15 protein-coding genes and 1 pseudogene are annotated in these 20667 nt (G+C 46.7%); 8 read left to right on the top strand and 8 right to left on the bottom strand.

Annotation, left to right across the window (positions count from 1 at the left end; translation table 11 throughout):
• Positions 1 to 243 precede the first annotated feature (243 nt).
• The 3 genes from RUMAL_RS14890 to RUMAL_RS14880 form a co-directional block, all read right to left on the bottom strand.
• Complete coding sequence (locus RUMAL_RS14890) at positions 244 to 1869, bottom strand: recombinase family protein (RefSeq protein WP_013499509.1); 1626 nt, start codon at positions 1867 to 1869, stop codon at positions 244 to 246.
• Between the two features lie 90 nt (positions 1870 to 1959).
• Positions 1960 to 2163 (bottom strand): transposon-encoded TnpW family protein, encoded by a 204-nt coding sequence (locus RUMAL_RS14885; protein WP_028504102.1) that lies wholly within the window; start codon positions 2161 to 2163, stop codon positions 1960 to 1962.
• Positions 2164 to 2322: 159 nt separating this feature from the next.
• The gene (locus RUMAL_RS14880) at positions 2323 to 2730 is read right to left on the bottom strand and encodes a hypothetical protein (protein ID WP_013499507.1); all 408 of its coding nucleotides are present in this window, start codon (positions 2728 to 2730) and stop codon (positions 2323 to 2325) included.
• Positions 2731 to 3267: 537 nt separating this feature from the next.
• Here RUMAL_RS14880 and RUMAL_RS22870 point away from each other — a divergent pair.
• The 3 genes and pseudogenes from RUMAL_RS22870 (at position 3268) to RUMAL_RS14865 (ending at position 6044) form a co-directional block, all read left to right on the top strand.
• A complete protein-coding gene (locus tag RUMAL_RS22870) occupies positions 3268 to 3939 on the top strand; it encodes a plasmid mobilization protein (protein ID WP_013499506.1) in 672 nt (223 codons plus the stop codon).
• Positions 3855 to 5435, top strand: a pseudogene (locus tag RUMAL_RS14870) (relaxase/mobilization nuclease domain-containing protein); the annotation flags it as partial. The gene RUMAL_RS22870 and the pseudogene RUMAL_RS14870, both read left to right, overlap by 85 nt.
• Positions 5436 to 5450: 15 nt before the next feature.
• Entirely contained in the window at positions 5451 to 6044 is a 594-nt protein-coding gene (locus RUMAL_RS14865; protein ID WP_013499504.1) for a recombinase family protein, read from the top strand.
• 220 nt (positions 6045 to 6264) lie between these two features.
• Here RUMAL_RS14865 and RUMAL_RS14860 read toward each other — a convergent pair whose 3' ends face one another.
• From RUMAL_RS14860 to RUMAL_RS14840, 5 genes are all read right to left on the bottom strand, one after another.
• A complete protein-coding gene (locus RUMAL_RS14860) occupies positions 6265 to 6978 on the bottom strand; it encodes a hypothetical protein (RefSeq protein ID WP_013499503.1) in 714 nt (237 codons plus the stop codon).
• Between the two features lie 49 nt (positions 6979 to 7027).
• Positions 7028 to 8710, bottom strand: a complete 1683-nt coding sequence (locus RUMAL_RS14855; protein ID WP_013499502.1) for an AlwI family type II restriction endonuclease — start codon at positions 8708 to 8710, stop codon at positions 7028 to 7030.
• A gap of 13 nt (positions 8711 to 8723) precedes the next feature.
• Complete coding sequence (locus RUMAL_RS14850) at positions 8724 to 9575, bottom strand: DNA adenine methylase (RefSeq protein WP_013499501.1); 852 nt, start codon at positions 9573 to 9575, stop codon at positions 8724 to 8726.
• 162 nt (positions 9576 to 9737) lie between these two features.
• On the bottom strand, positions 9738 to 9968 hold the full coding sequence (locus RUMAL_RS14845) for a DUF6809 family protein (RefSeq protein WP_013499500.1): 231 nt from the start codon (positions 9966 to 9968) through the stop codon (positions 9738 to 9740).
• Between the two features lie 170 nt (positions 9969 to 10138).
• On the bottom strand, positions 10139 to 11860 hold the full coding sequence (locus tag RUMAL_RS14840; protein ID WP_013499499.1) for a phospho-sugar mutase: 1722 nt from the start codon (positions 11858 to 11860) through the stop codon (positions 10139 to 10141).
• A gap of 264 nt (positions 11861 to 12124) precedes the next feature.
• Here RUMAL_RS14840 and RUMAL_RS14835 point away from each other — a divergent pair, with 264 nt between their 5' ends.
• The 5 genes from RUMAL_RS14835 (at position 12125) to rpoB (ending at position 20618) form a co-directional block, all read left to right on the top strand.
• Entirely contained in the window at positions 12125 to 12628 is a 504-nt protein-coding gene (locus RUMAL_RS14835; RefSeq protein WP_013499498.1) for a hypothetical protein, read from the top strand.
• A 30-nt stretch (positions 12629 to 12658) separates the two neighbouring features.
• A complete protein-coding gene (locus RUMAL_RS14830) occupies positions 12659 to 13663 on the top strand; it encodes an alpha/beta fold hydrolase (protein ID WP_013499497.1) in 1005 nt (334 codons plus the stop codon).
• Complete coding sequence (locus RUMAL_RS14825; RefSeq protein WP_013499496.1) at positions 13663 to 15192, top strand: YifB family Mg chelatase-like AAA ATPase; 1530 nt, start codon at positions 13663 to 13665, stop codon at positions 15190 to 15192. Before RUMAL_RS14830 ends, RUMAL_RS14825 begins: the two co-directional genes overlap by 1 nt.
• 7 nt (positions 15193 to 15199) lie before the next feature.
• On the top strand, positions 15200 to 15763 hold the full coding sequence (locus RUMAL_RS14820) for a hypothetical protein (RefSeq protein WP_013499495.1): 564 nt from the start codon (positions 15200 to 15202) through the stop codon (positions 15761 to 15763).
• A 949-nt stretch (positions 15764 to 16712) separates the two neighbouring features.
• Entirely contained in the window at positions 16713 to 20618 is a 3906-nt protein-coding gene (rpoB, locus tag RUMAL_RS14815; RefSeq protein WP_013499494.1) for a DNA-directed RNA polymerase subunit beta, read from the top strand.
• The last annotated feature ends 49 nt before the right edge of the window (positions 20619 to 20667 follow it).

Here is a 20667-nt window from a genome sequence, read left to right as displayed (position 1 = left end):
ACGCACAAAGTTAGAGCGTGAACGTTTGTTTGTCCGCGCTCCGAGTTCTTTTATTGCCGCGCCTTTTGGGTCGGGAGTTTGTTTCGCTCTTATAGTTCGCATTGCATTTTGGTTTCTTCCCTTGGTGATTGAGGGACTCCGCCCCTCAAACTCCCCGCAAGCTTTTCGCGAAAAGCTTGACCAAAAGCACAGTAGTGATATAGAAGTTTTTTCTCCCTTAGTGTAGTCGCATAACACCGTCGGTTATGCGACCTTTTTTCCATATTTACCTGTTTCAACGGAAATCGTCGATACCGCCACATCAAAACGATAGTGAATGACAATATCCTGGATTCGCTTTCCGCTGGACTTGTCTGCTTCATGGACTACTATCCTGTCAATCAGTTCGTGCATGATCTTCGGAGTAAGCACCGTGATATGCTCATATTGCTTGATGACATTGAGGAACGCCGTTACATCAGAGGACTTCTGTTCAGCCGTTTCGACAAAGGCAGTAAGTTCCGCAACAGTGGCTTTCAGCTTTGCCTGTTCTTCCTCATATCCTGCCGACATCATCGTGAAACGCTCGTCCGACAGCCTGCCGAGTACATTATCCTCATAAAGCCTTGTAAAGAGCTTGTCCAGTTCAGCGATACGCTTTTCAGCCTGTTTCAGCGTTTTCTTTGCTTTTGTAAGCTCTGAGGATTTACGCTGTACGGAACTGCTCATGACACGCTTGACAAACTCCTCCTCATTGCCTCTGACCATCGTCAGGAGCTTGTTCAGCTCACCGAGGACAATTTCGTTGAGTACGCAAGTGCGGATATAATGCACCGAGCATTTGTCCTGTTCCTTTGCGTAGGTGGAGCATCTCATGTGTTCCTGTTCGGGACGCTCGTTCTTGCGGCGGCTCAGGTACATCTTCTCTCCGCAGTTGGCACAGTAAACCATTCCTGCGAACGGATTCACTATTTCGCATTTCTGCGGTCTGCGCTTATTCTTGCGAAGCTCCTGCACCAAGTCGAATGTTTCCTGAGTAATGATAGGCTCTTGCGTATTCTCGAAGATCTGCCACTCGTCCTCCGGATTGTAGATGATCTTATGTACCTTGTAGGACTTCATCTTTGTGCGGAAGTTGACCGTGTGACCGCAGTATTCAAGGCGTTCAAGGATATGGGTAATCGTATTTGCACCCCAGCGGTAGGTCTTTGCGTTATGCCGTCCGTTATCACGACCTTGCGACAATGCGTAGGCAGTCGGTGTAGGGATACCCTGTTCGGTCAAGATACGGGCAATCTGCACCGGACCGTAGCCGTCAATGCAGAGCTTGAAAATCTTGCGTACCACCTCGGCGGCAGGCTCATCAATTACCCACAGGTTCTTGTCGGTATCGGACTTCTTGTAGCCGTACACGGGCGGACACAGGTGCTTGCCCGACTGTCCCTTTGCCCTGAACACAGCACGGATCTTCTTACTGCAATCACGGGCGTACCAGTCATTAAAAATGTTCTTGAAAGCAAGCAGTTCGTTCTCGGACTTTGCCGTGTCAACATTATCGTTGACGGCAATGTAGCGAACATCGTAGTCAGGAAACACCATTTCGATCAGCTCACCTGTTTTCAGGTAGTCACGACCTAATCGGCTCAAATCCTTAGTGATTACCGTAGCGACCTTGCCGTCCTCAATGTCCGACATCATCGCTTTGAAGCCCTCACGCTCCCAAGTCGTGCCACTCACTCCGTCATCGACGTAGAAAGTCGGATTTGGAAAGCCGTTGTCCTCAGCGAATTTCTGCAAAATTGCTTTCTGGTTGGTAATACTGTTGCTCTCGCCGTCCAACATATCGTCCTGCGAAAGACGGCAGTATAAAGCTGTGATCTTGTCTTGCATAATAACCTCACTTTCCGACAGGATACAGCAAGCTATGATAATAGTTTAGCGCGCATTGCCGAAAAAGTCAATACACACCAAGCTAAAATTTCACACAGCCTGCTTGTCCTGTTCTTGTCCGGATTCACCGAGCATTTTCTCACAGTCCTCTGTGATGAGCCTTGCAAGTATATCGCTCAGGCTCTCCCGAAAAGCTGGGTTAAAGACAGTTTTCACTCTGTATGTTGTATGCCCGATATGATACTCGGACACGTTATCTGTTACCGCAACGGCGGCAGTTGTTGTTTCATTCATAGCGAATTTTTCTCCTTTAGCTTGTCTGTTTCTATGCTTTTGGTTTGAGGGCTTCGCTTTATATCTCTTACCCTCATGGTTGTTGGTTGTGATTATAGCCGTGCGGAACGGCATTGCTGCCGTCCCTCTCACAGCTATCGTTTTGTTGTCGGAAATATGTTAATCCTTGTAGGAATTATCTCCGAAGAAAGAAGTTTGCCCGACAAATTCATCATCGGCAGAGCCGTTGTTGGAAACATTGCCCGACTTGTTGTCTGCACCGTCAGAGCTATCGACCAGCCCCTCGATGTCAGCGTAGGACATTCCGCTGTCGGTCAGTTTGCCGATCAGCATATGCTCCGCAGTGACTGCATCGAGAAGTGCCTGCCCCTCAGCACCACCGTAAAGCTGTGAGAGCTTATCGTAGGTGTAGAGTTTGCTGTCCGTAATAATCTTACGACGGCGTTCATAGGCTGCCTGAATAGAACTGTTCAGTTTGTTGAGCTTTGCCTGATTTTCAGACAGCACTCCGTCCATGACGGTATCAGCAGAGTTGTCAGCGACCTCACTCTTAGCTTTCTTGCTCATTCGCATCACCTCTTTTCGGTTTGGAGTATCGCAGGATTTGATTTAACCCCACGATAATATTATAGCAAATTTCGGAGCTATCTGTCTATTCGCAGGGCGCATGAACTTTGTGCGCCATTAGAGTTTTCGAGTTCGTCAAGTTGTTATGGGGATAATTTCAACGGCAAACTTTTCACCAGATTGCCGCCCTCATTGCGCTGAAACTGCGCCGTACCAGTTTAGAATATTGACACCGATGATGATTGAAAGCATCACGCTGGAGCGTGAGCGAGATACCGCCGACCGAAGCGGCGGTGAGAGATGTCGCATTCGCTCCACGAATTCGCTGACGGAGCATCGAAAGCCTGAGCAGAGAGATAAGCTCAGGCGAAAAAATATGCGCCATAGCGCAACAAAAATAACAAGCATTGTATTTTGCGCCGCACAGCGAGCGAAAATACCAAATGCTTGTTGGGTACACCCCAAGCCCCGAAATGACCGCACAGCGGTCAAAAAAATATCGGCTTACGCCGAAATAAAAACAAAGGAGACACCACTATGGAAACCGAGAAAAAGAAGCGTGGCAGACCGCCCAAGCGCAAGGCTATGGAGTTCGAGGGTATGACTTATGAGGGAGCTATCAATCACGCACTTGACCAAGAGGTCAGAGCCGAGCTTGACGATACCCTTGCACACAAGTCCGAGGACGAGCTTTCCGACGATGAACGCAAGTACCTGAAACGCAAGAGGGAGAAGAAGTCCTACACGCTAAATGTTCGCTTTACGGAATCGGAAATGCAGGACATTTTAGCAAGGTGTGAGCAGTACGGGTACAAGAACAAGACCGAGTATATCCGTGACTGTGTTCGGGCGAGGGTTGATCTCACTCCCGACCGCTCCGAAATTGCCGAATGCAATCGCCTGATGAAACGCATCGGAGCGAACATCAATCAGATACTTGTCCGACTTTACAGCACAGGTCACATCTATGCCGAGGATATTACCGAGATAAAGAGAGGGGTTAATGAAATTTGGCATATACTTCTATCCATACGATCCGGGCAACAGTCAGCGCAGCAATCGCTTACATCACAAACGGAGATAAGACCATCGACGGTTTATATGTCAACTCTTATGCTTGCCGAGCCGATAGTGCAGGAGCAAGCGAGGACTTCCGAGCCGTCCGAAACACAGGAACAGGACGCACCCAAATCCTTGCCTACCACATGATACAGAGCTTTGCCCCTGGCGAAGTCACACCCGAACAAGCTATGCAGATCGGAGAGGAGCTTTGCGACCGTTATCTGAAAGGCGATTATCAGTATGTGATAGCCGTCCACCATGATAAGTCGCACCTGCATTGCCACATCATTTTTAACAACACAAATTTGTATAACGGACTCAGCTTCACCACCGAGCATAATCAGGGCAGGAAGTCAGAAAGAGCGTGGGCAGAGCTGCGTGAGATTTCGGACGAGATATGTGCCGAACACGGTATATCTGTTATCTCCGAGCCTGAAAAGGGACATGGGGTATCTCACTTTGAGAGGGATATGCAGAAAGAGGGCAAGTCGTGGAAAGATAAACTCCGTGTCAGAATTGCAGAGGTCATGCTTTACAGCCGTGACTTCAAGGACTTTCTTGAAAAGTGCAGTGAGTGCGGTATCGAATATGTGTATAAGCCGAGCAATAAGGTTAAGCTGAAATTCAGGCTATCAGGTGACGGTCAACAGAAGTTTACAAGAGCCGACACCCTGGGCGCAGACTTCACCCCCGAACGCATAGCCGAGCAGATAGCAGAGATACAGGAAAAGCTGTCAGCGGCGAATGTCACTCCCGATATGCTTATCGAACCGCCGAAGCCTGTTGTTCCAAAGACCGAGCCGAAGCCGACACAGACAGTCACCGCACCGACAAAGCCGAAACAATCTGCCGAGCCTAATACTATCACAGAAAAGAGTGAAACCGCAAGGAGGAAAGCTGCTGCGGAACAGGTGGAGAAGTTCTTTGCAGCCCGACGAGCAAGACGGCAGGCACAGCTTGATATGCTTAACGCATCTTCTGCAAAGCCCACCGAGCCGAAGCCTGAACCGTCTGCCCCGATACCACAGCCCACACTTACCGAGAGTAAAGCACCTGAAAAGAAAGAAGATCCGTGGGCAGAGATCAGGGGTATGCGTGACAGCGATAAGATGATTGCCGACCTTGAAGCTGGCGGTATCACATCGCTTGACGATCTCAGGGGCTTCTTCTGGAATTTCAAGCATCCTGATGACCACACGGACGAACTTGCCAAGCTGAGAGCTAAGATAGAGCCGATAGACAAGCTCATTGCGATGATGGAACAGCATTCTCAGAACTATGCTATATACAAGGAGTATCAGGAGCGTTCTGCTTTTACACAAAAGAGTTTCCGCAAGAAGAATGCTGCCGCTATCGACGCATTTGAAGAAGCCGACAAGTATATTGCCGAGCATATCAAGCCTTACTACATCAAAGGGAAAATGCCTAAGCAGAACGATTTGCAGGCGAAGTCCACCAAGCTGAAAGAGAAATACAATGCTCTGTTGCCTGAGCATAATGCCTTTGTCACTAAGCGTGACACGGCACACAAGTACACCCGACAGGTGCGTAACTATCTCCAAAACAAGGAACAGCAGGAGCGTAACAGGCAGTACCAAGAGAAAAAACGCACTCAGCAGAGGAAGAAAGACACACTTGAATAAAGAAAGGAAAAAATTATGAGCAAAATCGGATATATTCGTGTATCAACAGAAAGACAGGAAACCGCCCGTCAGCAGGAAATCATGTGCGACTATCAGGTTGACCGCATCTTCTCCGAGAAGCTGTCAGGAGCGAACACCGACCGTCCTCAGCTCAGGGCTATGCTTGACTATGTGCGTGAGGGAGATACCCTCTACATCGAGAGCATAAGCCGTCTGGGACGCTCCACGAAAGATTTGCTGAACATCATCGACACTCTCACCGACAAGGGTGTTACCCTCGTCAGCCATAAGGAGAACATCGACACAGACACGCCTACGGGCAAATTTATGCTTACCGTGTTCGCAGCACTCTCACAGTTGGAGCGTGAACAGCTCAAACAGCGACAGCGTGAGGGCATCGAGATCGCTAAGGCACAGGGCAAGTACACGGGACGGAAACCTCTCCCCACCGACTGGACGAGGTTCGGGCAGCTCTATGGGGAATGGAGAGCGAAGAACATCACAGGCAGGGACTTTATGTGGAGAATGGATATGTCGGCAAACACCTTTTACCGCCGTGTCAGGGAGTATGAATCCACTCACGGCATTGCCGAGCCGACCTCAGCTTGACCGTCTGGCGAACGGAAAAGCCCCTCAGAGCCGTACACTGCTGCGGAGCGGAAAACTAACCGATGAAAAAAGCGTCCTCTCTGAAAGCTCAGAGAGAACGCTTACGGTTAGTGTGTACCTTTTGGGTATCTGTCTGTTATGGAACGCTCCATTATTCCGATAACGACTTATGCGGAACGGAAAACGTGTGTGCCAATAGGCTATGGTTTATTGAATAAAGTCATTCGAGAATTATGTTTCTATATAATTCGTCAATTGGGAGGATTTTGTACGGAGAATTAAAGTGAAAATCATAAAATGCAGGTTTTTCAATTAATTCATCAGTAATAATAAATCTATACTCTTTTTGATTAGAAAACGAAATGTCTTTACATAGCAAATGACGATAACGGTTATCATATGTCATGCTGCTATTATGTACAATCTTTTCATCTCCAGTTGTTAAATACATATACATCTGCATTGTATTAATAGAGTAATCATAATATCTGATATGATCAGATACTATCTTGTGACCAATAATACTTTTTACATCCTCTATGAAAGTATCTGAACTTTGAATGATTAAAGCGTGAGTTGCATCAGGGAAATCGCTTTTGATAGAATCTAAATGCTCATGCTCTAAACTTAACATATTGTCCTCAGATATAGAATACGACGAAAGACAAAATACAGGCATATTATTAACATCTTGAATGCTAATTAATATTCTGCGTTTTGGCATAATCCCTACTAATTCATTCGTATCTTTATCGTATACCTGCGCAGCCTCGATTTGTAAAGGCATTTTCCCTTCTAACAAATCACCTTGTCCTTTGTTATGTAGAAGTTCCTCCATTTTAACATAGTTTTGGGAAGGCGAAAATCTTAGCTTTCCATCAACAATCTGCTGTAAATGTTCTTCCTTTCCATATTTCACAAAAACTGTTTTCATTTATTATTATCCTCTTATATTGTTATAGAGTATATTCAATTATACGCATTTAAGCTGCAAGCCAATCAAGAGCCTTGCTTCTGATCTTTTCATACCACTCCATCTCGTTGTTTACACTCTTAGCAACTTCCATAGAATACTTGCAGAACTTATGCACCTGTTCCGGAGAAGGCTCGTAAGTTGCCTTACCAGATTGTTCGACCATTTTTGTGAAAACATCTAATTCCAAAGGAATGATGACTGATTCTCCACCATAAGATGACAAGTTCAATTTGTGAAGAACAAAGAAGTGAGCTATGCAGGATTCGTTGATTTTAGGAGCAATGAAGAAACAATACGCTTCTTTTCCTGTCTCCTTTTTGAGCTTAGCTAAATGCCTTGATACAGGTTCTCCTTCCATTTCGTATTGTTTTTGACCGCTTTGCATTGTAACTTCAACTGCAAGAGCGAATTTGCCGTAATCACAAACAATGTCAGCCATATTGCCTGAAGCTGTTGAAAGCGGATCACCATTATCATCAAATTTGAGATTTGCAACAATGTTGCCGCCATCAAGCATAGTCATAGCTCGCCAAGTATTCCATTCAAACATAAGCGGAGTGTCATAGTAGGCTTTATTCATAATATCGCCAAATGTTCCAATGACATCAGCATACTCCTTATAGTCTTTCAATCGCTTAACCTGCTTGCTTATAATACCAGCTTTTCTTTCGGTCAGCTTATGCTTTAATTCCTTTTTGAGTGCAAATATATCCCAATCTGCGTAACTGATACCTGGAGATATAACACTGAGTTCTTGTATTATGTTATCTCTATCATCTGTGTACAGAGTTGGAACTGTGCTATCAAACAGGTATGCTTTATATTCTCTTTCAGAATCAATAAATACGGGTTTCCTATCAATATTATTCAGATAGTATTCAACCTCAGCTTTCTTTTCAGGCGTAATATAGAGGGATTTTCCTTTCTGAGAGATAGATACAAGACCAGTTGCTCTTAGATACCTAAAACAAGCATCTGTGTAATCACGCTGATTAGATGCTTTCGTCTTTATAAATTTAGCTACCGAAGCATCTTTTGACTCTCTTGTTTTGGTATTGCCTTGCTGAATGTCATCAGAAAAAATAGAAAATATCTCATCATCACGATATTTTCCCATAAAGTTTTTGTAACTACCTCTGTTATTTTCCTTAGCTTTTCTGAATTTCAATATTTTCTGTACAACTTCATCAAATTTGGTATAACTTGTAAGCTGCATACCAAAAATCATTATTTCATCAAAAGTGACTTTTTCAAGTGTATAAACCAATCTTAAGATTTCAAGGTAAGGCTTAACGCAGAAGGTTACATCAGGGTTCGTTGTTTCGGTATGATACGGGGACGGTAACTGGAATTTCAAGAGCTGCCTTAGCAGTGCTTCTTCACACAAATCTTCATCAATGAAGTTCTTTCCTGCATCTGTTAATTGTATGGACGGTTTTAAATCAACAAAACCTAATGCCTTCGGACCTCTATTTATTCTATCACGAGCGCTGAAAGCTAAATCCTTTGGTGAGCCGGTTCCTTCAAAATGCTCATCTTGAACTAATTCCTTTATAAACTCCTCTTGAGTAGTTGTATTCCACTCCTTACCAGTAAAATCTTTTACAAGCAAGGAAATTTCAGGAATCATCTTGAACGGAGAACGAGGAGAAGTAATGAAAAATAATGTTCGACCTTGTAATCGTGCCATAACTATATCTCCTTTAATAGTTTGTTACTATTATATGCATAGATTCAGACTTAAATCTGTTCCTTATATTGACCGCATAAGACTTTTCATATTCGCCCTTAACGAACTCACCGTATAATTCTTCTGTAAGTTCCGTTTTTCCTATAATCATCAATGCTTTGCATGACAGATTACGGAAGTCGGCAGCGAGTCTACGATGCTGTTCTTCGTCAAAGCCGTTTTTGAAGTCAATATTACCATAATCATTAAATATACAGTCGTATGGTGGATCTAAAAACATAAAATCCTTCTCGGTTGCCATTTCAAACACTTTAGAGTAATCGCCTGACATAATATGTGCTGATTTGATAAGCGCAAAATGCTCAGGAGTAATTAACTGTGTGTTGAAGTTCTTGTATCTTCCAAAAGGAACATTGTACTCGCCTTGGGCGTTAAACCTTATCATGCCTGAGTATGCTGTTTTATTGATGAAGAAGTAGATAACTGACTCAAGATACTCAATGGGGATTTTATGATTGTACATATCTCTTATAAGGTAGTACAAAGCCTCGTTTTTATTTTCCACTCGCTCATCAGGTGTTAATGCTTTAAGCTGTTCATATTCAGCTTGATTGGCTTCATATAACGCTTGCAGTCTATCTAACTGTTCTCTTACAGCGGTAGGATTTGTCTGTAATTCAAGATAGAACTGAATGAGCTTTTCATTTATATCATTAATAACAGCCTTCTGGGGAGCAAGATGAAAGAAAACAGCTCCTCCACCGAGGAAAGGCTCAAAATAGGTATCAAAGTCTTTTGGTATAAAGCTGGAGAAATTCGGGATCTCCTTTGACTTTCCACCTCTGTATTTAAGAATTGGTTTCATAATACACCTCGTTATTTGCCAATAATAGGCGAATCAGCGTATAGCTATCTAATTATATTATAGCATTTTAGCGGCTTTGAGTCAATACCGAATGTTGATTATCACGACAAAAAGGTCTTACCCCTAATCAATTAGAGATAAGACCTTTCAGGCAATACATAGTTATGAATTTATCTCGTTCATTAAAGCCACCCCGTCCTTAAAACCGACCTTGTACGCAGCTCTCATCTCAGCGGCGGCAGTATCGCTCACGCAGTCGAGGAGCTTGTGGAAGGTGGTGAGCTGGGCTTCGGTCAGCGACTCCTCGAACGGGATACAAAGAGCGTTAAACTCGTCCGAGAACTCAGCAGCGTGAATATCACCCACACGGAGGTTGTAAATCATATCAATCATTGTAAGCACCCTTTCGGTTATTTTTTAGCTTGCTGTACCTGCCTTACAATGTTTGTCTGAAAACTTCTTTATGCCTACTGTCGTAAAGCTCTCTTCTTTGGCATTCTTATCGCAGTTTGTTTATGGCATAAAAATACCCGCAGGGAAGTTCCTGCGGGTAGAATGGTTTATCAGAAGCCCAGTATCTTCTTGAAGTCTGCCTTCAGTGCAGCCTCTGTCTTTTCAGCGTCAGCTCTTGTATCACCGATAGCGGTGTAGTAAGCCTTGATCTTAGGCTCGGTGCCCGAGGGCCTTATGACAACGCTTGCACCCTGTTCAAGCTCGAATACCAGTACATCGGACTTGGGCAGAGTAAGAACGGTCTTCTTGCCTGTTGCGATGTCGGTCTGCTCGGAGGTCTTGTAGTCTGCAAATACTGTTACTTTCAGTCCGCCGATCTCCTTGGGGCCGTTTGTCCTCAGATCTGCCATGATCTCCTTCATCTTTTCCATGCCGCTTGCACCCTCGCACTGGAAGGATTCCTGGCTGTGGAGATAGTTGCCGTACTGCTTGTAGAGCTCCTCTCTTGCCTGCAGCAGAGTGATGCCCTTTGTACGGTAGAATGCTGCCATTTCGCAGATCAGCATGGAAGCTACAACAGCGTCCTTGTCACGTACATAGGAACCTGCAAGGTAACCGTAGCTCTCCTCAAAGCCGAAGATGTATCTGTCAGCCTGATCGTCCTTCTCCAGGAAGCCTATCTGCTCACCGATGAACTTGAAGCCTGTCAGAACGTTTCTCAGCTCAACACCGTACTCATCAGCTATCTTCCTGCAGATATCTGTAGTAACGATAGTCTTTACAGCAACAGGATCCTTGGGCATGGTACCCAGGGCTGTTCTTTCCTGGCAAACGTATTTCAGCAGCATAGCGCCTACTTCATTTCCGGAGAACAGTACATAGCTGCCGTCGGGAGCGGGTACTGCAATACCTACACGGTCACAGTCGGGATCGGTAGCAAGCAGCAGGTCGGGCTTTACGCTCTTGCAGAGTTCAAGACCCTTAGCCAGTGCCTCTTTGATCTCGGGGTTCGGGAAAGGACAGGTGGGGAAGTTTCCGTCGGGGTTCTCCTGCTCGGGAACTACTGTAACTTCCTTGATGCCTATTTTCTTCAGTATAGCTCTAACGGGCTTGTTGCCTGTGCCGTTGAGAGGTGTATATACCACCTTCAGACCGCTGTCTGCAACGAGATCGGTATGTATGCCCTGCTCAGCCACCTTGTCAAGGTACTTGTCGATAACGTCCTGACCGATGTACTCGATCATGCCGCTTTTCAGACCCTCTTCAAAGTCGATATACTTAGCGCCGCCGAACATATCAACAGCCTCGATTTTCTCGGTAACAACGTTTGCAGCATCGATAGTCAACTGACAGCCGTCCTCACCGTATACCTTGTAGCCGTTGTACTTAGCGGGGTTGTGTGAAGCAGTTACCATAACGCCTGCCTGACAGCCCAGTTCACGTACTGCCCATGAAAGGCAGGGAGTAGGCATAAGCTCCTTGTAGATGTATGCCTTGATGCCGTTAGCTGCCATAACAGCTGCGGTAGCCTTTGCGAATACATCTGACTTTATTCTTGAATCGTAGGATATAGCTACCTTTGCATTCTTGAAAGTAGCGTTCACATAGTCAGCAAGGCCCTGTGTAGCACGTCTTATGGTATAGATGTTCAGTCTGTATGCGCCTGCACCGATAACGCCACGCAGACCGCCTGTGCCGAATTCGAGATCTCTGTAAAAACGGTCGAGGACAGCTTCATCATCGCCCTCAATGCTTTTCAGTTCAGTCTGAAGATCGGGATCGTCCACAGCTTTCTCACACCAGAGCTTGTAGAGTTCAGTTTCTTTGCTCATTTTCATCACCTCATCAGAAATTTGTTCCGCCCTGCGGAATTATGTTCGTCAATGTCCGGATATCTGCATTACTATATTACATTATACCATAATTAAAAATATTATCAAGGGGAAAAGAAATTTTTTAACAATATAAAATCGATTACTTCCGAGTTTTTTGAAATATAGACAAATTTTTGTTTATATCTGACTTGATTATTGGAAACTTTTGTGGTATAATAAAGCTCATATAAGATGATCCGTAAAGCAGAAGGAGAAAACGGTATGAAACACAAGGCAGATAGATCGGACAAAGCCGAAAAAGCGCCTTTGCGCCGGTGGATAGCCATGTTTGCGATAACTTTATCGCCGATAATACTTACGCTGATAATCGCACTTGTTATCGATTTGACAGATAGTATCAGGACCTATCGTGATATCGGGGTCATGCCGGGAAGTATCGTTGAAGGCTTGGAGATCAAGGGGGATGTACCCTCTTGGTTCACCGAAGAAGATAAGAAATCGGCGGCAGATGAACTGGCGGAATATATAAACAGCTGTAAGTTCACAGTACTCGATGTGGAATACGATATCGGATCTCAGGACTATATCGAAGCAGAATACCCCGGATATCCCGACAACTGCCGCATGGTGCTGGGATTTACAGAATACAACTACGGCTGTGAGGGCGCAAACATCGGCATACACTGCCGGGAATACGTTCGGGCGGTGGTCGTCAGGGACAGTGAAAGCTCTCCGTGGACAGTCATCGAACACGGATACCTATAGATAAAACGAGTATCAAAGGAGGTACAGACTATGTCAAACAGTGAATACATTACCGAAAAAAGATATTTCCCTTCAAGTGACAAGGGCAAGAAGATATACTATGAGATATACACCAAAAAGGATATTCAGCCGAAAGCGGTGATACAGATCGTTCACGGTATGTGTGAGTATGTGCGCCGTTATCGTGAGTTTGCAAGACTTCTCAATGACAACGGCTACCTTGTGGTGGGCAACGACCATCTCGGACACGGCATGACAGCTGCCAAGCTTGCCGAGGAAAAGGACGGTGTCATAGACCCGAATGAGAACGAGGAGCGCGGCTTTATCAGTGAGCGCGACGGCTGGCAGCACTGTGTGGCTGATATGCACCGCCTTACACGTATAATAAAGAAAGAGTACCAGGGCATACCCTATTTCATGTTCGCACACAGCATGGGCAGTCTTATGGGCAGGGCTTATGTCACAGCTTATCCCGGTGAACTGGACGGCATTATCTACAGCGGCACAGGTGCACTGCTGGGTACGGAGTCACAGCTGATGCTGTATCTGCAGGGCATCGAAAAGGTGAAGGGCAGCAGGTTCAGACCGCCCCTTACCGATAAGGCGATGTTCGGAAAGTACGGTCTGTACAATTCAAAGTCGGGCAGAGACGGCGGAGGCTGGCTCAACCGTGATGCGGAGGAGGTCAGAAAATACTCGGCTGACCCATACTGCAATTTCAGCTTCACTGTCAACGGCTTCCTGAATCTGCTTGGGGTGAACTACTATGTAAACCGCAATAAGTGGTTCGAGGTATACCCGAAGGAACTGCCCACGTATATCATATCGGGCAGCAAGGACCCTGTGGGGGACTGCGGCAGGGGAGTGCTGAAGGTCTACAACAAGCTCCGGCTGTATGACTGCGATGTTGAGATGAAGATATACAACGGTGCAAGACACGAGCTGATAAACGAACTCAACAGGGAGGAAGTTTACAGGGATATACTTGACTTCTATGAGGGCGTGCTGTCCGCTGAGGCAGAGGGCAGAAGCTGATGTATGCGCGTATAAACAGCCTTGGTCTGCTGGGGCTGAATGCCTTTGACGTCACTGTGGAGATAGAGAGCTCCGAGGGGCTTGAAAGCTTCGATATAGTGGGTATGGCGGATATCTCCGTAAAGGAGAGCCGAGAGAGGATACGTTCGGCTTTCCGCAGCAGCGGCATAAATTTTCCGCAGGCGAGGGTGCTGGTGAACCTTGCGCCTGCCGATGTGAAAAAGACGGGTGCTGTACATGACCTTGCAATAGCCGTGGCAGTACTGAGGATAATGGGCATATCGAATGATGAGTATATGCGTGATTCCGTGTTCATAGGCGAGGTAGCCCTCAATGGCGAGATACGTTCTGTACAGGGCGTTCTGCCTATGGTCATAATGGCGCGTGAGAACGGCATCAAAAGGATATTCGTGCCGCTGGATAATCTGCGCGAAGCCTCGGTGATAGAGGGTATCGACTGCATGGGTGTGGGTTCGCTGGGTGAGCTTGTGTATCATCTTGCAGGAAAAGCCGAGATAGTTCCCGCACAGCCGTATAAGCCCGAAAAAGTCAGCTATTTCGGCGCTCTTGACTTTGCAGATGTACGCGGACAGGGCTTTGCAAAGAGGGCGCTGGAGGTGGCGGCGGCAGGAGGTCATAACGTGCTTATGGTGGGTTCTCCCGGTTCGGGTAAATCCATGCTTTCAAAGCGTATGCCTTCCATACTCCCTGCCATGACATTCGAGGAATCCATTGAGACCACCAAGATACATTCAGTGGCAGGACATATCGACAAGGATTCTCCACTCATCACGGTAAGACCTTTCCGCTCGCCTCACCATACGGTGTCCACGGCAGGTCTTGCAGGGGGCGGAAGTGTGCCTAAGCCAGGTGAGATATCCCTTGCACATAACGGTCTGCTGTTCCTTGATGAAATGGCAGAATTCTCCCGTGCATCCCTGGAGATACTGCGTCAGCCAATAGAAGACCGTCAGGTGACCATATCCCGCGCATCGGGCGCTATAACCTATCCTTGTTCATTCATGCTGATAGGTGCCATGAACCCATGTCCATGCGGATACTACGGACATCCCACGCGAAAGTGCATATGTTCACACAAGCAGGTGGTGAACTATCTCAACAAGATAAGCGGGCCTCTGCTGGACAGATTTGATGTGCATATAGAAGTCGAGCCCGTTGAGTACGGTGATCTGTCATCGACCCAGAAAGAGGAATCCTCGGCGGAGATAAGGGAGAGAGTGCAGAAAGCAAGTGATATACAGACGGCGAGATTCGAGGGGACTTCAATAACCTGCAATGCGAGGATAACTCCCGACAGACTTCATGAGTACTGTCGGATGACCGATGAAGCACGCAATACCCTCGGCAGGGTGTTTGATGACCTTGGGCTTTCGGGACGCGCTTACGACAAGATGATGAAAGTATCGCGGACGGTTGCTGATATGGATAACAGCGAAATGATAACCGAAGCCCATGTGATGCAGACGGTGATGTACAGAAGTCTTGACAGGAAATACTGGAACGAGTGAAAGAGAAATGACAGTAAACGGAATTATCGTTCAGGAATATACGGATAATCCTTACAAGGGCGTGGACGGCAGCGGTTACAGCAAGGATTCGGCGCAGAACTGGTTCCTGAACTATGTTGAAGATGCGGACAAAAGTTTTGAAGGATACTATGATGAACATATCGATATCGGTATGACTTATAACATACCCGATCATTATTGGGTGGCTGCCTGCAATGATATGGAGTATATATATAAATACGTAAAAGAAGCAGAAAAGCGAAACATAAGATACAGACTGCTTCTGGCTGAAACGGACATACCGCGTCCGAGGTTTGAGTGTCCCGACGTTGAAAAGGTGTTTCTTGGATACGACTACGCCTATTCATCGGGGGATAATTATTCGGCGGTTTATAATGAGATACCTTTTGTGTTCCCGCAGTTCAAGCTTAATCAGTACGGTCTTTTTCAGACGAGAGAAGAGATAGAAGAATATATCGCTGAAAGAGAACGGTTTGAAAAGACACACCCTCCGCTTACGCTGGAAGTGGGTGATTTCGTGATATTCAGACTTCATGAGATCTTTCTTTGATGTGTCATCAGATCAGAATAATGTAAAATGTGGACTATGCCCCGAAGTGCGCTTCGGGGCTGTTTTTTGCCGTGGGGGTCGGTGGTGTTTCCCTCTTATACAGTATAACACGCCGCCTCATATCCCGTAGTAATAGTCGGCGACTGCCTGCCATCGTGCGCATAAGTGGGATCTATTCTTTGTTCTTAATAACTTTTGCTATAAAATATTATTTCAAACGGGGTAACGGTCGACGCAGTCACCGTGCCCCCATACCACCACGTCCGAACCCTAACCACGACTGTGTCGGCGGTGGATTCGGGATGTTTGCCATGCTTAGAAAAAAATTATGTCTTTCTACTATCAGTGATTTGGGTCGAAAAGTTGTACGTTTTTGTACAACTCTTGCAGAAATATGTCCGAGTTAAATTTAAAAACAGTTGTTTGCACAATATCAGAGGTTTGGATATAGGCAGTAACACAACAAAAATGGAAAATAATGACAATTGTGATGAGCGGTGAGTCGCCATAAAAATCATGGGGGAAAAGGGAAAAATCACAGCTGAAAACTATACGACCGTATGCCTTTGTATTTTTGGGTACGTGGGTATTGCCTGACGTACTTTGATGGGATGGCTCTTGTTCATAAAAAATTTACGGAATATCTTATGAATGGTCATTGTAAAACTTTCAGCCCCGCATGACATTGGTTTTTGTTAAAAGCGGCGAAAATGGGTAAATGAGGGGTGCAGTCAATGGAAAAGGCTTGACAAGGGACGGAGTCTGTGATATAATTTTATACTGTATCATAATGGAACTTTACGCCCGTGTGAACGCCCTGAAAGTGCGAAAACAGGCTGAAGTCCATGCTTGTGAGGCACCTGACCGACCTTTGTCAAGAGGGCGGAAAAGTGCTTGTTCGCAAAACGTTCACAAAGGTTTCAAAATAAATTAAGGAGTGATCGAGTCTATGGTTAATGTCAAGGACGTAAGACTTGGTAAGAATACCAGAAAAAGCTTTGCCAAGATCAACGAAGTCCTGGAAATGCCTAACCTCATCGAGGTGCAGAAGAACTCGTACCAGTGGTTTCTGGACGAGGGACTCAAGGAGGTTTTCAGAGATGTTTCGTCGATCACGGATTACAACGGTAATCTGGAGCTGACTTTCGTGGGATACCGCTTTGATGAAAATTCAAAGTACACGATCGCAGAGTGCAAGGCGAGAGATGCAACGTACGCTGTTCCCCTGAGAGTTACTGCAAGACTGAACAATCTCGAAACAGGAGAGATCAAGGAGTCGGAGGTCTTCATGGGCGAATTCCCGAAGATGACCGACAGCGGTACATTCGTTATCAACGGTGCAGAGCGTGTTATCGTATCTCAGCTGGTACGTTCTCCCGGTGTTTACTATGCCTTTGATAAGGATAAGACAGGTAAGGATCTGTTCAAGACCACCGTTATACCTAACAGAGGTGCATGGCTCGAGTATGAAATGGACTCGAACGATGTCGTTTATGTCCGTATAGATAAGAACAGAAAGATACCGATAACCACATTCATCCGTGCCCTCGGCTTTGGTACGAATGAGGAGATCGAGGCTACCTTCGGTGTTGACGAAAGACTGACCCAGACCATAATGCAGAAGGATCAGACCGCTAATCGCGAGGAAGCTCTGCTGCAGGTATACCAGAAGCTCCGTCCGGGCGAGCCCCCCACGGTAGAGTCCTCGGAGACACATCTGAACAACCTGTTCTTTGATGCAAAGAGATATGATCTGTCACGTTTCGGCAGATACAAGTATAACAAGAAGCTGGGCGTAGGCTCCAGACTTGTAGGGCACAAGATCACAAGACCCATAATCGCTCCCATGACAGGCGAGGTACTGGCTGAGGAAGGCGACCTCATCGATTACGATAAGGCTATGGAGATCGAGACTGCAGGTGTAAAGGAAGCTTATGTTACCGTTGAGGTCAAGGAGTACGAAACTGCTCCCACAGGCGAGACCATAACAAGAATGGTGGATAAGGAAGTCAAGATCATAGGCAGCGGCATGGTTGATCTGCAGGCTTATGTTGACTTCGATCCTGCTGAGTGCGGCATCAACGAGAAGGTAAGCTTTGCAGTACTCAAGGAGATACTGGAAAGCACCGACGATCCCGAGGAGATCAAGGAAGAGATCAGGAACAGGGCTGATGACCTGGTGCCCAAGCATATCATCATTGATGATATCGTGGCTACTGTATCCTATTTCCTCAACCTCTGCGACGGCGTAGGTCAGGTAGACGATATCGACCACCTGGGCAACAGACGTATCCGTTCCGTAGGCGAGCTGCTGCAGAACCAGTTCCGCATCGGCTTCACCAGAATGGAAAGAGTTATCCGTGAGAGAATGAATATACAGTCGCAGGACAGCGAGGTAATAACTCCTACTGCACTGATAAATATAAGACCCATCACTGCGGCTATCAGAGAGTTCTTCGGTTCATCTCCTCTGTCACAGTTCATGGATCAGAACAACCCTCTTGCTGAGCTGACTCACAAGAGAAGACTTTCCGCCCTGGGTCCTGGAGGTCTGTCGAGAGACAGAGCCGGATTCGAGGTTCGTGACGTTCACTACACACACTACGGCAGAATGTGCCCTATCGAGACACCTGAAGGACCTAACATCGGTCTGATCTCCTATCTGGCATCATTCGCAAGAATAAACAAGTACGGCTTCATCGAGGCTCCTTACAGAAGAGTTGATAAGGAGACAGGCGTTGTTACCGACGAGGTAGTATACATGACTGCCGATGTCGAGGACAACTTCATGGTAGCTCAGGCTAACGAGCCCCTGACAGAAGACCACAAGTTCGCAAGACCCAAGGTAAACGGCAGATACAGAGATCAGATCCTGGAGATCGAGAACAGCAAGATCGACTTCATGGACGTATCTCCTAAGATGGTCGTTTCAGTCGCTACCGCTTGTATCCCGTTCCTCGAGAACGACGATGCGAACCGTGCGCTGATGGGATCGAACATGCAGAGGCAGGCTGTGCCGCTGCTGAAGACAGAGTCACCTATCGTTGGTACAGGTATGGAGTACAAGGCTTGTATCGACTCCGGTGTTGCAGTGGTATCCACCAAGGCAGGTGTTGTTGAGAGCGTTGACGCTGACAAGATCGTTATCCGCGAGGACGACGGCAATATGCACACCTACGAGCTGACAAAGTTCAAGAGATCCAACGCAGGTACCTGCACAAACCAGAGACCTATCGTTGAAAAGGGCGAGCGCATCGAGGCTCATCAGATAATCGGTGACGGTCCCGCTACATCCAACGGTGAGCTTTCTCTTGGTAAGAACGCACTGATCGGCTTCATGACCTGGGAAGGTTACAACTACGAGGACGCCGTTCTGCTGAACGAGAACCTTGTAAAGCAGGATAAGTATACTTCTATCCATATCGAAGATCTGGAAACAGAAGCAAGAGATACCAAGCTCGGACCCGAGGAGATCACAAGAGATATCCCCAACGTGGGCGATGACGCTCTGAAGGATCTGGACGAGAACGGTATCATCAGAATAGGTGCCGAGGTACGCTCGGGCGATATCCTCGTCGGTAAGGTAACACCTAAGGGCGAGACCGAGCTGACAGCCGAGGAAAGACTGCTGAGAGCTATCTTCGGTGAAAAGGCAAGAGAAGTAAGGGATAACTCCCTGAAGGTACCTCACGGCGAAGCAGGTACTATTATAGAAGTAAGAGTATTTACAAGAGAGAACTGCGATGAGCTTTCTCCCGGAGTAAATATGCTGGTAAGATGCTACATCGCACAGAAGAGAAAGATCTCTGTCGGCGATAAGATGGCGGGTCGTCACGGTAACAAGGGTGTCGTTTCACGTATACTTCCTCAGGAGGATATGCCTTTCCTGGAAGACGGTACTCCTCTGGATATCTGTCTGAACCCCCTGGGCGTGCCTTCACGTATGAATATCGGTCAGGTTCTTGAAGTTCATCTTGGTATGGCTGCAAAGGCACTTGGCTGGAAGATAATGACCCCTGTATTCGACGGCGCACACGAGGCTGATATCCGTGAGTGCTTCAAGATGGCTCAGCAGAACTATCTCGAGCACAAGGATGATGAATTTGAGATACATCCCATGGATGAGGTCATCAACCCCAATGCACTGAGCATGAGCGAGGACGGTAAGTTCACCGTATACGACGGCAGAACAGGTGAGAAGTTCGATAACCGCGTTACTGTCGGTTATATGTACTACCTCAAGCTCCACCACCTCGTTGACGATAAGATACACGCACGTTCCGTTGGTCCTTACTCACTGGTAACACAGCAGCCTCTCGGCGGTAAGGCTCAGTTCGGCGGACAGCGTTTCGGTGAGATGGAAGTTTGGGCTCTGGAAGCTTACGGCGCAGCTTATACTCTGCAGGAGATACTGACCGTTAAGTCGGACGACCTGAACGGACGTGTAAAGACCTACGAGGCTATCGTTAAGGGTCAGAACGTTCCTAACCCCGGCGTGCCCGAGGCATTCAAGGTACTTATCAAGGAACTGCAGTCCCTGTGCCTTGATATCAAGGTGCTCAACATCAATAACGAAGAGATCGACCTCAAGCAGAAGTTTGATGATGACGACGATCTCATTCCTACACACTACGCTGATGACAATACCAAGATGTCCGCTGAGAGCGAAGACTTCGGCGACGGCTTCGGCGCTGAGGACGAGGACGGTACTTCCGAACTCGAACGCAGTGATCTGGACGATTACGGCAGCAGCGGCAGCGACGATTACGACTACGGCGACGGCGACGACGGAGATGAGGATTATCTCCACGACAGCTACACCGGTGACGTTGATGAGGACGATCTGTTTGAATAAACAGCAGACGTTTAGTACGACAATAATTAGCATTGGTAAACAGGACGAG

Source organism: Ruminococcus albus 7 = DSM 20455 (assembly GCF_000179635.2).
GTDB classification, from domain to species: domain Bacteria; phylum Bacillota; class Clostridia; order Oscillospirales; family Ruminococcaceae; genus Hominimerdicola; species Hominimerdicola alba.
Note: the sequence above shows the minus strand (reverse complement) of the source record. Positions and strands in the feature narration are given on the sequence as shown.

Coding starts and splice junctions, on each gene's coding strand:
- RUMAL_RS14890 (WP_013499509.1), bottom strand. CDS start 1,869: ATGCAAGACAAGATCACAGCTTTATACTGCCGTCTTTCGCAGGACGAT.
- RUMAL_RS14885 (WP_028504102.1), bottom strand. CDS start 2,163: ATGAATGAAACAACAACTGCCGCCGTTGCGGTAACAGATAACGTGTCC.
- RUMAL_RS14880 (WP_013499507.1), bottom strand. CDS start 2,730: ATGAGCAAGAAAGCTAAGAGTGAGGTCGCTGACAACTCTGCTGATACC.
- RUMAL_RS22870 (WP_013499506.1), top strand. CDS start 3,268: ATGGAAACCGAGAAAAAGAAGCGTGGCAGACCGCCCAAGCGCAAGGCT.
- RUMAL_RS14865 (WP_013499504.1), top strand. CDS start 5,451: ATGAGCAAAATCGGATATATTCGTGTATCAACAGAAAGACAGGAAACC.
- RUMAL_RS14860 (WP_013499503.1), bottom strand. CDS start 6,978: ATGAAAACAGTTTTTGTGAAATATGGAAAGGAAGAACATTTACAGCAG.
- RUMAL_RS14855 (WP_013499502.1), bottom strand. CDS start 8,710: ATGGCACGATTACAAGGTCGAACATTATTTTTCATTACTTCTCCTCGT.
- RUMAL_RS14850 (WP_013499501.1), bottom strand. CDS start 9,575: ATGAAACCAATTCTTAAATACAGAGGTGGAAAGTCAAAGGAGATCCCG.
- RUMAL_RS14845 (WP_013499500.1), bottom strand. CDS start 9,968: ATGATTGATATGATTTACAACCTCCGTGTGGGTGATATTCACGCTGCT.
- RUMAL_RS14840 (WP_013499499.1), bottom strand. CDS start 11,860: ATGAGCAAAGAAACTGAACTCTACAAGCTCTGGTGTGAGAAAGCTGTG.
- RUMAL_RS14835 (WP_013499498.1), top strand. CDS start 12,125: ATGAAACACAAGGCAGATAGATCGGACAAAGCCGAAAAAGCGCCTTTG.
- RUMAL_RS14830 (WP_013499497.1), top strand. CDS start 12,659: ATGTCAAACAGTGAATACATTACCGAAAAAAGATATTTCCCTTCAAGT.
- RUMAL_RS14825 (WP_013499496.1), top strand. CDS start 13,663: ATGTATGCGCGTATAAACAGCCTTGGTCTGCTGGGGCTGAATGCCTTT.
- RUMAL_RS14820 (WP_013499495.1), top strand. CDS start 15,200: ATGACAGTAAACGGAATTATCGTTCAGGAATATACGGATAATCCTTAC.
- rpoB (WP_013499494.1), top strand. CDS start 16,713: ATGGTTAATGTCAAGGACGTAAGACTTGGTAAGAATACCAGAAAAAGC.